Origin of the sequence: Bradyrhizobium sp. AZCC 2176 (genome assembly GCF_036924645.1) — a bacterium.
Lineage (GTDB): Bacteria > Pseudomonadota > Alphaproteobacteria > Rhizobiales > Xanthobacteraceae > Bradyrhizobium.
In genome coordinates this window covers 5,124,287-5,140,616 of record NZ_JAZHRX010000001.1, presented here as the reverse complement: position 1 = coordinate 5,140,616, position 16,330 = coordinate 5,124,287, and the positions used below count along the sequence as shown (strand labels likewise).

General features: G+C 60.4%; 9 protein-coding genes and 2 pseudogenes. 6 read left to right on the top strand and 5 right to left on the bottom strand.

Features of this window, described 5'->3' with window-relative positions; translation table 11 throughout:
• Positions 1-17: 17 nt before the first annotated feature.
• Genes V1288_RS24195 through V1288_RS24185 form a run of 3 tightly spaced genes read right to left on the bottom strand, consistent with a single transcriptional unit; the run spans position 18 to position 7,936 of the window.
• Complete coding sequence (locus V1288_RS24195) at positions 18-1,373, bottom strand: HlyD family type I secretion periplasmic adaptor subunit (RefSeq protein WP_334359426.1); 1,356 nt, start codon at positions 1,371-1,373, stop codon at positions 18-20.
• 25 nt (positions 1,374-1,398) lie between these two features.
• Positions 1,399-3,126 (bottom strand): type I secretion system permease/ATPase, encoded by a 1,728-nt coding sequence (locus V1288_RS24190; RefSeq protein ID WP_334359425.1) that lies wholly within the window; start codon positions 3,124-3,126, stop codon positions 1,399-1,401.
• Between the two features lie 22 nt (positions 3,127-3,148).
• Positions 3,149-7,936, bottom strand: coding sequence for a hypothetical protein (locus V1288_RS24185; RefSeq protein ID WP_334359424.1), 4,788 nt, complete (start codon positions 7,934-7,936; stop codon positions 3,149-3,151).
• An 835-nt stretch (positions 7,937-8,771) separates the two neighbouring features.
• Between V1288_RS24185 and V1288_RS24180 the strand changes: the two genes are divergently transcribed.
• On the top strand, positions 8,772-9,227 hold the full coding sequence (locus V1288_RS24180; protein WP_334359423.1) for an RbsD/FucU family protein: 456 nt from the start codon (positions 8,772-8,774) through the stop codon (positions 9,225-9,227).
• A 58-nt stretch (positions 9,228-9,285) separates the two neighbouring features.
• Positions 9,286-9,419 (top strand): annotated as a pseudogene (locus V1288_RS24175) (carbohydrate ABC transporter permease); the annotation flags it as partial.
• Here the strand turns inward: V1288_RS24175 and V1288_RS24170 are convergent.
• Complete coding sequence (locus tag V1288_RS24170) at positions 9,388-10,278, bottom strand: amidohydrolase family protein (protein ID WP_334359422.1); 891 nt, start codon at positions 10,276-10,278, stop codon at positions 9,388-9,390. The pseudogene V1288_RS24175 and the gene V1288_RS24170 sit on opposite strands and share 32 nt — an antisense overlap.
• Positions 10,278-11,315, bottom strand: a complete 1,038-nt coding sequence (locus V1288_RS24165) for an aldo/keto reductase (protein ID WP_334361390.1) — start codon at positions 11,313-11,315, stop codon at positions 10,278-10,280. The genes V1288_RS24170 and V1288_RS24165 overlap by 1 nt, the downstream gene beginning before the upstream one ends.
• Before the next feature lie 384 nt (positions 11,316-11,699).
• Here V1288_RS24165 and V1288_RS24160 point away from each other — a divergent pair, with 384 nt between their 5' ends.
• From V1288_RS24160 to V1288_RS24145, 4 genes and pseudogenes are all read left to right on the top strand, one after another.
• Entirely contained in the window at positions 11,700-12,176 is a 477-nt protein-coding gene (locus V1288_RS24160) for a hypothetical protein (protein ID WP_334359421.1), read from the top strand.
• A gap of 850 nt (positions 12,177-13,026) precedes the next feature.
• Positions 13,027-13,746 (top strand): response regulator, encoded by a 720-nt coding sequence (locus V1288_RS24155; protein ID WP_334359420.1) that lies wholly within the window; start codon positions 13,027-13,029, stop codon positions 13,744-13,746.
• Entirely contained in the window at positions 13,743-15,245 is a 1,503-nt protein-coding gene (locus V1288_RS24150) for a sensor histidine kinase (protein ID WP_334359419.1), read from the top strand. Before V1288_RS24155 ends, V1288_RS24150 begins: the two co-directional genes overlap by 4 nt.
• 318 nt (positions 15,246-15,563) lie before the next feature.
• Positions 15,564-16,238: pseudogene (locus tag V1288_RS24145) on the top strand (MFS transporter); the annotation flags it as partial.
• Positions 16,239-16,330: the final 92 nt, after the last annotated feature.

Here is a 16,330-nt window from a genome sequence, read left to right as displayed (position 1 = left end):
AGCTTGAGCCGAGACCTTCAACGCTCACGAAAAGCGCGTTCGAACTGATCTGTGAGAGGCTTCGTCAGATATGACAATGCGGTTCTTGGCGATGTCTCTATGAAAGCTTCAACCGGCATTCCCGGAACCAGCCGCTGGTCCGCGAGGCGCGCGAGGTCGTCATTGTCGGGTGTAATGCGAGCAGTGTAGTAGAATTGCCCCGACTCTTTTTCCCGGACAGCGTCTGGAGAAAGCCTTGTAACGACGCCCTTGACCTCCGGCGTAGTGCGCTGGTTGAATGCGGTGAAGCGCAGTGTGGCTTGCCGACCGATTTTCAGCCGGTCGATTTCGGTGCTCGGGATGCGAACGTCGACCGACAGTGAATCGCTGCTCGGAACGATCAGCATCAACTGTTCCGCAGGATTGACCACGCCACCAATGGTGTGGACTCCGAGTTCGTGAACTGTCCCGTCGATCGGAGCTCTGAGCTCGACACGCCGCAGTTGGTCTACGGCTGCAATTTTTCGCTCCTGCAACTCAGCAATGCGACCTTCGATCTCACGCAGCTCCTTTTGCGCGTCGGAAAACCGGTTGTCATCGATGGCAATGATCTGAAGTCGCGTCTCAACGATCTGGCCACGCAGTTTGCCGATTTGCGCCGTCAACGTTCCGACTTCGCCCTCTATGCGGGTCTCGTCGCGCTGCAGGCTAAGGACACGCGTCACCGGCAGGAGTTTTCGCTTGTAGAGATCATCGACCCGCGACAACTCCTCGCCTATCAGCGAACGTTCCCGTGTCTTGGCCGTGCTCTGCTGCATGAGCCCCTTGATTTGCTCCTCGTTCTGCTTGATTCGCTCGTCGAGCTGCGCCTTCTGCCCGTTCGCCGATGCGAGCCGAACCTGGAATAGGCGTCGCTCACCGCTGGCCACTCGTTCGGCCTCCGGTGCCGACGCAGTGAAATCGGGCGGAAATTCCAGTTCATGCTCATTGTCGCGCTCGGCGGCGAGACGCGCCTTGCGTCCGCGCAGCTCCGTCAATTGCGATGTGACAATGCCCAACGAGGCGCGTGCTTGTGTATCGTCCAGTCTGACCAGCAGATCACCGGCCGAAACACGGCTGCCGTCCTTCACGAGAATCTCTCCAACAACGCCACCCTGCGGATGCTGAACTTTCTTGCTGCTGCCCTCGACCACGACCATCCCGTTGGCGACCACCGCTCCCGACAATGCCGCGACGTTCCCCCAGCCGAATAGGGCAAGCGCGATCACAATGGAAAGGGCCAAGCCGATCATGAGCGGCCTTCGCACCTCGGCGATATCCGCCGCCCTGACCGCGAGCCGACCCGCGCTCGACGGCTGCAAGTTTTTCTTGAGAGCCACAACCGAAGCAGTCATGTCGAAACTACTCCTGCTTCATAGTTCATGAACTGACGGCGGTCCGAACCGGATGGAGCAATACCTTCTTCAGTATCTCGTCCCTCGGACCGAACGCGCTCAACCGCCCCGCATTGAGCATGGCGACATGGTCGACTGCGTTTAGTGCGCTGGGCCGATGCGCAACGACAAGCACAATGCCGCCACGCCTTCGAACCCCCTCGATCGCGGCTGACAATGCATGCTCGCCCTCGGCGTCGAGATTCGAGTTCGGTTCATCGAGCACGACCAGAAATGGATCGCGAAACAGCGCTCGAGCAAGCGCAACGCGCTGGCGCTGGCCGGCTGACAATGCCGAACCATCGGGGCCGACATTCGTTTCGTAGCCATCCGGCAAGCGGAGAATCATCTCATGGACGCCTGCGGCTCTGGCCGCGGCGATGATCGCGACGCTATCTTTCTCCTCCTCAAGGCGGCAGATGTTTTCTGCGATCGTACCTTCGAACAGCGTCACATCTTGCGGCAGATAGCCAATATGTCGGCCCAGCTCTTCGAGCGACCAACCACCGAGCTCGGCCCCATCGAGACGGATGGAGCCGCGCTGCAGCGGCCATACGCCGGTAATTGCGCGCGCCAATGACGACTTGCCCGCCGCGCTCGGACCTATTATGGCCAGAGCCTGGCCGCCCAGCATTTCGAAGCTGACGTCGAAGAGGACCAGCCGGTCGACGCCGGGCAGGCAGACTGTCGCGTTCTCCAGCGTCAGCCGCTCTACCGGCGGCGGAAGGACCAACGGCCGACGAGCGGCCGGAAGGCCGACGAGCGCCTTCGAAAGACGATCAAAGCTTTGCCGCGCGCCCAAAAAGCCACGCCAATGCGCGATTGCCTGTTCGACTGGCGCTAAGGCCCGGGAAGAGGTTATCGACGCGGCAATGATGGCGCCGCCGGTAAGCTCACCGCGGAGCGCAAGGTATGCACCCAGTCCAAGGATGGCCGATTGCAGTCCCAAACGCAGGAACTTTGACACAGCGGTCAGTTTCGCGATCACGTCGCTGGCCCTGGTCTGCAGCATCAAATAGCTCTCGTTGACCTTCTCGAACCGGTCGATGGCGCGTCCGGCGAATCCCATGGCCTGTAGTGTTTCAGCATTTCGTACATTTGCGTCGGCGATGGATTTGCGCGCGGCGTCCGCACGCGCACTCGCCTGTACTTCTTCACGCGAAAGCCGTTCGGTCAGGAGGGTGAGCAGAACGAGCAGCAACATCCCTGAGAGGCACATCACGCCAAGCCACGGGTGCAGCAAGAAAACGAACGCTAGGTAGATAGGCATCCATGGCAGATCGAGGAAGGCGACCGGACCACCGCTAGCTAGAAAGCCACGGATCACGTCCACATCGCGCATCGGCTGTTGCGCCGTCGACCTTGATGCTCCCTTGAGAGGCAAGTTTACGACCGCGGCATGTACCGGGCCCGCGATGCGGCGGTCGAACAGTATAGCCGCGCGGCCTGACGCCTGGTTGCGCAGCAGGTCGAAGGCCCCATAGAACGCATACAGTACGAACATCAGGACGGACAGCGAAACGAGCGTTGGCACGCTGTGGCTCGACAATACGCGGTCATAGATCTGCAGCATGTAGATGGAACCGGTCAACGCCAGCATATTGATGATTCCGGAGATCACTGAGACAGCGAAGACGGCGCCGCGAAACCCCCGGAATGCGGCCGCGAGGTCAGAAGATCGGATCACGGGATAGTCGCCTTGTAAGCGCACCACTTCCTCTTCCTCTGGTCGATAGTCAGACGAAGTGAATATCGACGGCAGCGCCGCTCTTGAGCACCGAAAGCGATACATTGTTCAACGTGATCGTGTCTGTCGGATCAATGGAGATGACGACGTTGTTACCCGATTGCACGACGGAGACCAGGCCACCCGCGGCGTTCTGGGCCGTACCATTGACGAACGCGGCAGCGGTCGTACCGGGGGCAAACATGGAGGACGAGAACAGCAGAACGTCGTGGCTGCTATTGTTCATGTTGGCCGAAAAGTCGGTGATCACATCTTGACCGAAGCCCGCAGCGTAGACGCCGTTCGTCGTGGTTGGATTGACGGGCGCGAACACGAACGTATCGGCGGCGCCGCCGCCGGATAGCCTGTCGTTTCCCGCTCCGCCAATCAGCGTGTCGGCGCCTCCGCTGCCAGACAGAGTGTCGTTCCCGGTACCGCCGGTCATCGTGTTCGCCAGACCATTGCCGTTACCGGTGAAGGCGCCAGTACCGGCGAATGTCAGGTTCTGAACGTTGCCACCTAATGAGTAGCTTGAGAGCGTGGTCAATACCGTTGAGTTCGTGCTGCCACTCGACTCGTTAACGATGGTCGAGGCGTTGGTTACAGTGAACGTGTCTGCGCCGCCATTACCACGAAGCGTGACGTTGGCGAAGCCACCGTCACCCAGCGCATCTGCACCTGTTCCGCCAGTAATCGTTTGGCCAGCAGCGGTTGCCGTCGCGGCAAAACTTCCGCTGCCGGTGTAGACCAGCCTTTCGACGCCGCCTGGAAGTTGATAGCTTAGAAGTGAGGTCTGCAGGGTGTCGGTACCGTTATTTGCGAGCTCCGTGACGACAGTCCCTGCCTGTGTCACATTGTAAGTATCATTGCCCGCGCCGCCGAAGAGCAATATCCCGGTCTGGCCGTTGTCGTTCAGGATGTCTGATCCTGCTCCCCCGTCCAGAATCTGATTGGCGGCATTTGCCGTCAGGGTGTCGTTGCCTCCGAGCCCAAAAATGAGGGCGCCTGGCACCGCGCTCGTCAGCACATTGTCGCCGCTGGTTCCGTTAACAATGGCCGCCGAGGTAAGCTGTGACGCTGTCAGGGTAAGCCCATCACTGAGCTGGAAAAGTTCGAAATTCTTGAATGTGGTGGTCCCGTCCGGCGAGCCTGACCTGGTATCGGCAAACGTGACGCTGCCGTCCGGATTCGTGGTGACCGTGTACTGTCCGAGCAAGCCGGTCAGCACGGCGGTGTCAGTGCCCTCGCTGCCGTCGAGCACACTGCTGCCCCTAAAGCCACTGAACGTGTTGTCCAGCCCGTTTCCGATAGCGTTGACGCCAGTGGTTCCCGTATAAACAAGGGTCTCCACGTTGTCGGGAAGCAGATAGCTGCCAATGCTGACGCGGACCGTATCGGCGCCGGCATTTAGCTGCTCAACAATGATGTCGTTTGTCCTCGTCACGACATAGGTATCGTTGCCCGCACCGCCGATCATGGTATCGACAATGCCTGCCGCGGCAGCGGCACCCGCATCGCGAAGCGTGTCATTGCCGTCGCCGCCGTCCAGGGTATTATTGCCGCCCGCTCCCGCCGTCAGCGTGTCGTTGCCCGCCAGCCCCAGGATGAGTTGGCCTGAATTCGCGGCGGCGGAGCCGGTCAAAACGTCATTGCCGGCGGTACCGGTGACAACGGCAAAAGGCAGCATGGCCTGAGTCAGCACCAGCCCGTTGCCAAACCGGTAATTTTGGATGTTGATGTCGGTATCCGTACCGTCAGGCGAACCCGTACGCACGTCGGTTACGGTGACGCTGCCGTCAGTATTCAGTATAAAGCTATAGTCTATCGTGGTCCCGGAATAGACCGCGGTATTGGTCCCGGTGCCGCCGTCGAGCGTGTCATTGCCTGCCCCGCCGGCAAGACTATCGTTGTCAGTTCCACCGTTGATCGCGTCGTTCCCGGAGCCGCCGTTGAGAGCATCGTTTCCGGCCTCGCCGTTGATGATGTCGTTGGCGGTGCCGCCGAAGACGATATCGGCGCCGCTCGACGTAACCGCATTTGCGCCGTCGGAGATCGCCACGTTGTGCTGAACCGGCACCCCCTGCGACGAAGTCGATGAGATGGCCAGCGCGCCGTCATTGAATAGCAGGGACAGGTCGGTTCCAATCAGCGTGGCCGCGGGGGCCCCCTGGATCGAGACGACATTCGCATCGGGCGTCTTGACATGAACGTCGACGACGCCGTCACCCTTCATCGCGAAGGCGAGATTCGAGCCGTCGCCGGTCACCGATAGCAGGTCGGCGCGCATCGGCAGCCCATCGATATGGGTGACATCGTCCTGCGTTGTGCCAAGCGTGACGGTGAAGGTGCCGCCGCCATACGGCAGGAAGATACTGTCGCTGTCGTAAGCATACCAGGTGCCAGCGTTCTGAATGACCTGGCCGGTGGCGCCGTTGATCACATTCAACGCCATCCCGCCGAGATCGGGCGCGGTGGGATTCGGCGTGACGGTCGCGGTGATGAGGTTGCCATTGGTGGTCTCGGAGAGCGTCGCCTTCTGCTGCGCGGCGATGCGGGCGGCGAGCGTCTCCATCGTCACGAACTCGTAGCCGGCGTTGTACGCGTAGGCTATGAAATCCGTGAACATCTGGGTCGTATAGTTCGGCGCGCTCCCGGTTTCGTCGGTCGCCCAGTTGGTCACGCCATAGTCGTGCCACGGCCAAACGATGATCGGCGCCTGAGAGTTGGCCGAGAGCTGATTGAACAGCGCCTGCCAGTCGGCCAGCGCCTCGGCGGGTGTCTTGTTCTGAAACTGGATCTCAGTGAAGTCGAACGTGATGTTGGGTGCGATATAGACCGAACCGGTATTGGTCGCGTCGATGTAGCCAAAGGCGTTGGGATAGCCGGAACCTGCCCCGGTCCAGCCGCCGGTGACGTAGCCGGTGAGCCCGCCCACGGTCTGGTAGTACTGCAGGATCTTCTGGGAGGTCGTCACGGTCTCGCCGGCGCCGGGCACGGCGGCTCCGGCAATCGCGATGCCAAGCTGCTGCTGCAGGATCGTGTTCGATTGTCCGAATTCGTAGTCGAACGTCCAGTTCGGCGCCGAACCGTTGGCAGGTGGCGTGACGTAGAGCGTGTTGGTGTTCTCGCCCCAGTTCGACACCGGATTGCCATTGGCGTCGACGGTGGGCGGGTTGATCAGGTGGGTATAGGAATGACTGCCGATCTCGCTGCCCATGGCAATAATCGCCTGATAATAGGGAGCGGACACGGCCCAGTTGGTGAAATTCTGGTTGGCCGGATTGGCATTGTCGCCGATGTTGACGTAGTAGGAGCCGACAAAATTGTACTGCTGCTTCCACTGCTGCAGGATCGGGATCATGACGTCGTAGATGCCGGCTTGGCCGCCCTCGGGCGAGACGTCGGAGGGGAACTGCGACTGATCCAAGTCGGTGCGCGAGGCGACGATGCCGGTCATGCGGGAGGTGTTGAGCGCCAGGCTTGGCGTCGTGCCGAATACCGCGTTCTGGATGGCGTGCTGGAGCAGGTTGCTGTCGCCGAGCAGGCCCGTGGTCGCGAACACGGTGTTGGTGCCGCCGGTGGTCGTCTGAACCACGCCGGCGAGCACGTCACCGCCCTGAATGTTGATGTCGGCCAGCACGGTCGCCGGTTGCGTGACACCCGAAAACGTCAAGTATCCGGTGTTGCTGTAGTAGCCTGCCGTCGTCCCTGCGAACTCGCCGCTGGCCCCGCCGATGAGTTCGCCGGCCGCGTAGCCGGCCACCACCGGGTTGTTATTGGCGAGCGCCTGGGGATCTGCCGTGACCGAATAGGTCGCCGTACCGAACCCGCCGAGCGTCACGTTCAGCAGTGCCTGCATGTTGGCGTACGAATTGCCTTGCAGCGGCGCGCCGCTCTCATCATTGGTCAGGAAGTTGCCCGCCGTGATAATCGGCACGTGATAGTCGTAGACCACGTGGCTCAAGGCGCTGACGATCGAGGCGACCTGGGTCGATTGGACATTCTCCATACTGGGGAAGATCAGCGCACTGTACTGCGAGAGCTTGGCAACATTGGTGAGGTCGGCCTCGGTCAAGAGATCATAGGAGACGCCGGCAGCTTCGGCCTGATGCTGCGCCGCCATGAACAAATCGGCATAGGCTGTTTCTCCTACCGATCCGCCGCCAAAATACAATGCGGCCGTCGTCGCGGAATAAACGATGCCGACCTTCTTGATCGTGTGGTCGACGGCGACCAGCGTCGATGGATCGGTGATGGTGTATTGCGGACTGTTGCTGAAGTCGGCCGGCAGCGCCGCCGCGCCGTTGTTGATCAGGGCGGCGAAATTGATCGAGGTGGGTGCGGTACCCGCGGGTGGCGTCAGTAACGCCTGCGGGATCGCTACTTCAACACTCTTGCCATCACTGGAGATGCCGAAATTAAGCGGCGCACCGTCGTTGAGCAGGGTCGCGGCGCCGGCAGATGTCACCGAGTAAAGATAGGGCTGAAGCACGCTGTTTGCGTCCGGGAGGAACTGCACGTAGTACTCGGCGCCCACGCTGCCGAACGGCGTATAACCGGTCGCCGTGCTTTGATCGGTGTTGAGATAGATGAAGGTAAAGGCGGCGATCGCTGGATCCGTTGCCACCGTCGCGTTGATGCCGAGCACATAGTTCTTGCCGAGCGCCGCATCGTCGACGAGGGACCCGTAGATCTGATACTCAGCGACGGTGTTTGTTGGCCTCTCGACGGTGCTGCTCGGCTGCCAATCGGTGAATTCCCCATCGAGGGTGATCAGGTTGCCAATTGTGGTCGCCATTGCTTTTTTCCTTCAAGCGAACCTGACCCTTGCCTTGCGAAAGGACGCTACGGCAGATCAGATCGTTACAACGACCCAGAGCTGACGCTGGCAGGAGACCGGTACTCGCGTTTTTGTCGATTGCTTTTCCTTGCATCTGGCCACTGCCGCATGAAGCGGCGCTACGCTCCGTTTTCAGAGGCCTCTGTTTGTGCCGAACCGGATGATCGCGATGAAAAGCAGCCGTGACCGCGTTCCGCCCCGACGAAGGACTGTCAGTGTTTGCGATCAATACAATGCAAGGTCGTAATGATGTCCACCCGGGATTTCTGTTGCGTGTCAGACTTCCGCTCTTGCTCCTCGACGGTGACGCCGAATTGATCGCAGGAATGGTGAATCGATCGTTTGCTCAGCGGCGACGCCATAATAGTTCGGGTAAGCCAGTGGCTTCGTCAGATAAGGACTGGCCATCGAGAGATGGTTTGTGGACATCCTGGTCAAATGCCGGCGCAGGCACACGATTCCCGTCCAAGGCAGCGGTGGTTCGCCGCAACTGCGGCGATCTGTTCTCATTGTGGTTTGGTGGTTGATGGGTTGATGCTTGGAATGCCGCTGCTAAACAACCACGTCACTGGAACAGAAAGGTATCTATGTATATCTGCGAGGCGTTGCCGGGGCGAGCGCTGCGTCCGCCGTCCGTCGTCTCTGCAAGGTGCTTCAGGACGACCATCTACCGAAGAACACAGGCGTGGCTGCCGGCCCTCGGTTCAATCATGCGCTATGGTGGACAGGCGGATGCGGCCACATTGTTGAGCCAGACAGTCCGCTGCCAAAGAGAGACTGTGGGAGGCAAAGCATGCTGATATCGATCGATCCAATCCTGAATGCCGACGTCCTTTACGCGTTGCGCGCCATGGGTCATGGCGACGATCTCGTCCTCTGTGACACCAATTTCCCAGCCGACGCGGTTGCCCGTCAGACCGTGCTGGGCCGCCTCCTGCGGATCGATAATGTCACCGCAGCCCGGGCCGCGCGAGCCGTCCTTTCAGTCCTGCCGCTCGACTCCTTTGTCGAAAAGCCGGCGTTGCGGATGGAAATCGTCGGTCAGCCCGACGAGATCCCTCCCGTGCAGCTTGAGGTCCAGAAGGAAATCGACGCCACACAGGGACGTGCCTTGTCGATGGGTTCGGTCGAGCGATTTGCCTTCTATGAACGTGCGAAGAATGCCTATTGCGTGATCCAGACCGGCGAACGGCGGTTCTACGGCTGTTTCGTCTTCAAGAAGGGCGTCATCGCCCCCGACACGACCTAGCTTGGCGAAACAACAGAGCCGTGGAAAAGCCGTGAAGAAAACGAAACCTTTGCGTCATCAAACCGGCTCGCAGGGCATCAACTGGTGGTCAATGGCGGCGCTGTCGACGGCGTCATCGCTCCGCTCGTCATCGTCGGGATACTTGTTGAACGTTATATCGTCAGCGGTTTGACCACCGGCGCGGGAAAGTAGCCAGGCGATCAATGGCCTCAACATTCCGTCCTCGGCTTGAGAGATAGATGCGCGCAGCGTTGGCGCCGAAGATAGCCTCCCTTTCATCCGGTGACAGATCAGCCAGCAGGGCTTCGGCGGCGACAAACCATTTTTCATAACCGCCCGCCAGATTGACCACCGGCCAGTCGCTTCCCCATAGCAGGCGATGCGGCCCGAAGCATGCCACGACATGATCCACCGCCTTCCGTAGATCCGCAATTTGCCAGTCCGCTGCGGCCTCTGTCGCCAATCCCGATAGCTTGCAGACGATGTTGGGGCGTTCAGCAAGCAGCGCGATATCGCGATGCCAATCTGCTATCTCTCCGGTCGCAAGCCGGGGCTTGGCGCAATGGTCGAGCACAAACTGCATGTCGGGATGATCGTCGACCAGCCGCAGCAGTCGCGGCAAATGGCGCGGCAGCACCAGGGCGTCGAACACCAGTCCGTTTCGGGCCATGGCCGCTAACAGCGGCGCCAAGGCTGGGCGGAGCAGCCAATCGTCGTCGGGAATGTCCTGCACCATCGGCCGCAACCCAACCAGGAGCTTGTGCGCGGCGAGTGCATCAATGCGCGCCGCGCCGTCGGCGACGTCAAAATCCGTCCAGCCGACCACGCCCCGCACCACCTGCGCCTTCGCCGCGATGTCGAGCAGAAACATGGTTTCCGCCTCGGTCGGGGCAGCCTGCACCAGAATCGTCCCCTTGATGTCAGCGGCAGCGAGGTGCGGCGCCAGGTCCGCAAGGGAAAAGTCGCGATGGATCGGTGCGAGCGCGGGCGTCAGCCAGCCATAATCGCCGCGAGCGAGTGTCCACAGATGCTGATGCGCATCGATCCGCATCAGCCGGCTACCGACAACGGAACGGGCGCTTCCGCATCCAGCAGACGCTCGGCCTTCAGATCTGCCCAAAGCGCGGTTGGCACCTTGCTGGACAGCGCGGCGACATTGCGCTCAACCTCCTGGGGACTCTGGCCGCCCAGCACAACGCTCGCCACCACCGGATGGCCCAGAGCAAAGTGCAACGCCGCGGTTGGCAGGGCAACGTCATGCGCAGCACAGACGCGTTCGATCTGCGCCACCTTTGCCAGGATCTCAGGTGGCGCATCCCTGTAATTGTACTTGGCACCGCTCACCGCGCCGGTCGCCAAAATGCCTGAATTGAATACGCCGCCGAGCAACACACCGATTCCCTGTTGCTGCGCAAGCGGCAGAAACTCCGCCAGCGCCGGTTGCTCCAGCAGGGAATAGCGCCCGGCGAGCAGCATTGTATCGAATGATCCGGCTTGCGCGAAACGAACGCACATCTCGGCCTCGTTGACGCCGATCCCGATGCCCGCAACAACGCCCTCTCCGCGAAGCCGGTCCAGCGCCACATAGGCGCCAGCCATCGCTTCGCGAAACCGCTTGTCGATCGCATCGAGACCATGAGTCCAGACGTCGACGTCGTGGATCAGCAACAGGTCCAGCCGGTCAGTCCCTAGCCGCAACAGCGACTGTTCCACCGAACGCATGGTGCCGTCATAGGAATAATCGAACACTGCCCGGTGCGGCAGCCCACCTGCAAAGCCGGAACCGTCGCCTCGCCCATGAAACGGATCCATCCAGCGACCCACCTTGGTGCAGACGACGATGTCCTGGCGCGGCACGCGCCTGACCGCGGCGCCGCAACGATGTTCGGCAAGGCCGTTGCCATAGAGCGGAGAAGTATCAAGGAGATTGATGCCCAGCTCGAACGCCCGTTTCACCGTATCGATGGCCGTGCCGTCGTCCAGTCGCACGTAGAGATCGCCAAGCGGCGCGGTTCCGAATCCCAGGACAGAAACCGGAAGCCGCGTCCGACCGAGGGCACGGCGTGGCAGTGTGAATACTGGTTTCATATTGACCGGCTCTTTTCGGCTCGCTGACTGTAAACCCTTGGCCAGCCGTGACCACCCGCTAAGGCGATTGCCTTGCTGAACAGTGATTTTGCCACCGACTGGCCCCGAGCGGAAGTCAATACGAGATATAAACCGGCAAGCTTCGCATCCGGTGTTCGGCCGTGCATGAAAGCGGCACCGACCGACCAACTCAGGAGATGGCTGGCGACTTATGCGGCGCGATTGCAAAGGTCTCTGGGCGGTGCGTCAGGAACATCTAAACCGGCGGTTAACCCTGTCGGCAACCGCCCGGTACGGGGGTCGGGTCGTTAGGTCAGCCGCCGCCAAGTTGCCTCATTGCATCGGAGAATTTTCGCCGGCACCAGTCAAAGTCGGAGGAGCATCATGTTGAGAATGATGTTGTTGGGCCTCCTCATCCCATTGGGTGTAGGAGTACTCGCGGCAATGGAACTCAGACCGCCAGCGCGTAGTGCAGTAGTAGTCGTCCCGTCCGTTGCCGAGACAACCGTAGGCATTTCCGATTCACGTGGTGCGTTGGCGAAGGCTGATCAACTTGAAATTACCGCTGCCAGCAGTGAGGCGCCAGCGCAGCCTGCTCTAGTCGACGAAAGCATTTCTCCGTCGGAAGGCGTCAGTATCGGTTCTGCGGAGCCGCCGAGCGTGATCAACCGGCATCGGCACGATGCCAAATCAAAAAAGGTTACTATCGCCGCCTCTCCTAAGTCGAAGCCAAAGAAAGCCGATGTCAAGCGAACCGCCATTTCCGAGCGGCGAAAGGCCGCCAGCGGCACCGGGCCCTGTCGGCTAAGCGCGTTTGGTGGCTTGCGTAAGGCTTTGAATTCAAACGACTGCGAAATCTGATTCACTGAGCCATAATTCCCCTTGCAGATCAGAGATCGCGCGAGATCGCTTCTGCCTTCGAACGGGCTCTCCGCATACGAACCTGAGATGTGGCTCAGGGGTCAAACAGTTGCCCTCTGTCACGAGACGCGAAATGGCCATGCGACTTGCATCATACGTCAAATCAACGGGCGTGGCCGAGGTCGAGGCATTCCGCAACACGAGCACGAGCAGCCAACTTATTCGAAGTGCGGCCCTGCGAAGAGGCCGCCCCTTCTGTGTAGCGTCGTCATCATCGTTCCCGGCCGATGAGCCTCTCGAGATTTCCGGAACTGCCCTATGGGAAACGGCGTCCATCGCGCACATGTAGCGCTCCTGTTTCGTTGAACATGCGCACGATGAGGTCCGGTTGTCGCAGAACTTTGCCGGCTGCTATCGGGAATTGTCGCGATCTGTCTCAGGGATGCTGCATTGCATAGTTCGCGACAGGTTGGAGCGTCTTCGCTGATGACTGCTCCCGTCAGCGCTCTTCAATCACCTTGCTTTTCGCTGCGGCTTCCCAAATTGCATCAGGTCTTGGCAGGACATATGTATGCGACACTTTGCGACAAAGATGGTGCGCCGGGACAACCTTCTTCGACAGCTTGTGCCTAGAATGTTTCAGCCCTAGATCAGGAAGCTGCACATAAGGAACGGTTCCACTCGGAATCGGGCCGGCATCTTGCGATCCCGATCTGACGTCACTTTGCTGTCAGGGACGCTATGCAGCAGGATCTGATCTCCGTCGACCGTATGCGACCGATACATTCTGTTACACTTTTTCGGTGGGTTGGGTGCTGGACTTCACTATGATGCGGAACGGAGCAACCGGATGGACTCGACACCGCACATCGCCGTCGTGGACGATCACCGCGACATTCGCGACTTGGTCGGCAAATACTTGATGCAGCACGGCTACCGCATCAGCCTTGCGGAAAACGCTGTCGCACTCCGCCGTTTGCTCGAACGAAATGCTCTGGACCTCGTGGTTCTTGACATCATGATGCCAGGCGAGGACGGATTGTCCCTCTGCCGTCATCTGCGCAGCACCACGGACCTCCCCGTTATCCTGTTGACTGCCATGACGGAGGAGACCGATCGAATCGTCGGCCTGGAAGTAGGCGCCGATGACTACGTGACCAAGCCGTTCAATCCCCGCGAACTCCTGGCCCGCATCAAGGCGGTGCTTCGACGAGTCCAAAGCCTGCCGCCGCAAAAGGGCCGGCTCGCGAGCAAGGTTGTACGTTTTGATCGGTGGACCTTTGACGTCAACCGGCGCGAGTTGCTAGGAGACGACGGCGTTGCTGTGCCCCTCAGCACGGCGGAGTTCCGCCTGCTGTGCGCATTTCTCGATCATCCGGGCCTGGTACTCAGCCGCAATCAGCTCCTTGACCTGACCGTTGGCCGAGATGCCGATCCGTTCGACCGGAGCATCGACAATCAGGTCAGTCGCTTGCGAAAGAAGATCGAGGCCGACCCGAAAGTACCAGCCTTGATCAAGACTCACTGGGGCGGTGGATACAGCCTCGTCGCAGAGGTCGAGCAGCCATGATGAGCTTGTGGAAGCGCAGCCTTGCCGCCCGCTTCATCTGTTTCACGCTGCTGTCCCTCATGCTGTCACAAGCAATCGTGTTCTTCATTTCCTGGGACGAGCATGGGCAGGCGATTCGGAAGGCCGCCAAGGGCGAGATATTCAGCCGATGCGCCTCGCTCGCCCGGGTTCTGGAGGCGACGCCTCCGGCACTGCAGACCGATATCCTGAACGCCAGTAACACCAGCTCAGCGAGATATTGGATATCGACCAACGGTCTGAAGGAAGCCTCCGCGTGGCGGGAGGAGGCATGGGAGCGCTTGGCGCAGCCATTGCCGCGCGTGTCCTTTCCCGGCCACAGCGTGCCCTCCGAGGTGAGACCGGATTTCGCCCGAAACACTGCCAGCAGCAGCGCCACCTCCTCACAATGGGTCGACCTAAAGCCGGAAGCCTGGCCGCTATCCCGACCAGCGAAGTTTCTTTATCTCGATGACGCCACCGGCATGGGCTTGGCCGTTCAGTTGGCGAACGGCGCATGGCTGAACACTGCATTTGCCAAACCCGCGCAAGACGGCTTCTGGACCTCCAAATCCACCCTAGCGCTCGGCCTTTCGGCGTTGTCGTTGTCCATCATTGCCGTATTTGCCGCGCGCGGCATTGCGCAACCATTGCGCCGCCTCGCCGTAGCGGCTGAAGCTCTTGGTCGTGGTCAAGAGATCGTACCGCTGCCGGAAACCGGCCCCGACGATATCCGACGTACGGCCGAGGCATTCAATCGCATGCAAGCGCGACTACACCGTTTCGTCGACGACCGCACCAGAATGCTGGCCGCCATCGGTCATGATTTGCGCACACCTCTGACCTCGCTCCGTTTGCGTGCAGAATTCGTGCCCGACGAGGACGTCCGCGAGAAAATGCTCTCCACCATTACCGAGATCCAGACGATGACAGAGGCGACTCTCGCATTCGCCCGCGAAGATGCAACCGCAGAAAATACGCGCACCGTGGACCTCTCGGCCCTCGTGGAGAGTCTCTGCGACGATCTTGCCGAACTTGGTCATGACGTCTCTTTCTCGGAGGGACAGAAGATCAGCTACAGCTGCCGACCAGACGCACTCCGCCGCGCGTGCCGTAACCTCGTCGAGAATGCCATCCGTTATGGCGAGCGGGCACGCGTCAGCGTGGAGAGGCGCGCAGATAGTATCGAAATCATTGTCTCGGATGATGGACCCGGTATTCCCGACAGCGCCCAGGAGCAGGTTTTTACGCCATTTTTCCGGGTGGAGAATTCGCGAAACCGCGAAACAGGAGGCGTAGGTCTCGGCCTTTCCATCGCCCGGACCATTGTCCGCCACCACGGCGGAGATATAGCCTTGACCAACAAGTCGAAGGGACTACACGCGGCCATTAGCCTGCCAGCGTTGGAGGGCGCGCCGCCTCCAATCAGCCGACCGATCACGGTCGCAGGAAAGGACGTTATCAACGCTCTCGAACCGGCACCGCGCAGCATCTCCGCTTGAGCGGGCAGCTCGGGCACGATTTTGTCGAGCGTGATCGGGAAGGCACGCCGTCTTGCACCTCTTTTGGCCTCCAGGCACGCATCCCGATGGAAGCACGCCACGGAATTGGCCATGTGCTTGGAGGCACCTTCGGCGTTCCCCATTACTACTGCACACCTGTCATCATGCCGAGCCTGCTCGTTACAATAAGCCATTCACGAGGATGCGCAGAAGCGTTTGGCGACGTCCCTTGGCGCTCTGGATATCGAAGCCGCCGACGCCTTCGCAGAATTCACCAAGCGCACTACCTCGCCGAATTCGCTGATGTCAGCTTTGGAGGACCGACGCCGGCTCCTGTTGCCAAGTGGCGCGTTTTTCATTGGCACGCTCCTCTTGGCCGCCTTCCTCATGCAGGTCCGCCGCGTTGCTCCGGTCGCCACGGTGCCCTTTGGCATCTTGATGATCATGGTTGCAATGTGGATGCTGTCCGGCTCGACCAGCGAAAGCGGAGCGGACGACATGATGGCGGCCATCCTGTTGCGCGGCCTGGGCCTTGGCTTCCTGTTTCTGTCGATCACCCTGATCGCTTTCAGCAACCTCAACGACCGCAACCTCGCGTACGGCATAGGTCTCTTCGATACAGGTCGCCAGCTTGGTGGTCTCATGGGCGTTGCCGGACTCCAGACACTGATCGACCATAACATCACCGCCAACCTTACGGTGCTCGGCGCCAGAATCACCGCAGGCGTTCCTGCGGTCAGCGAACGGCTGACGACGACGGCAGCCATGCTCGCTGCAAGAGGAATGGACGCGACGGCCGCCAGCCGGGCTGCCACGAGCCTATTGGGCCGGATCGTCACTGCTCAGTCCACCGTGATCGCCTTTGACACAGCGTTCAATGCAGTCGCCCTGCTTTTTGTGATCGCCGCGCCGGTACTGGTCACGATCAAGATCGGACTCTCCCGACACCCGAAAATGCGCGTTGCGCGGTCACCCGGGGCCGAGGAGACTTAACATGAGACATCCCGCACCGAAGCGGTTGGGCCGGAATATCGAGGACTCCGCTCGCTGGGGCCCCTTTACGTTGCCTTCAGGTCGTCTTTCAG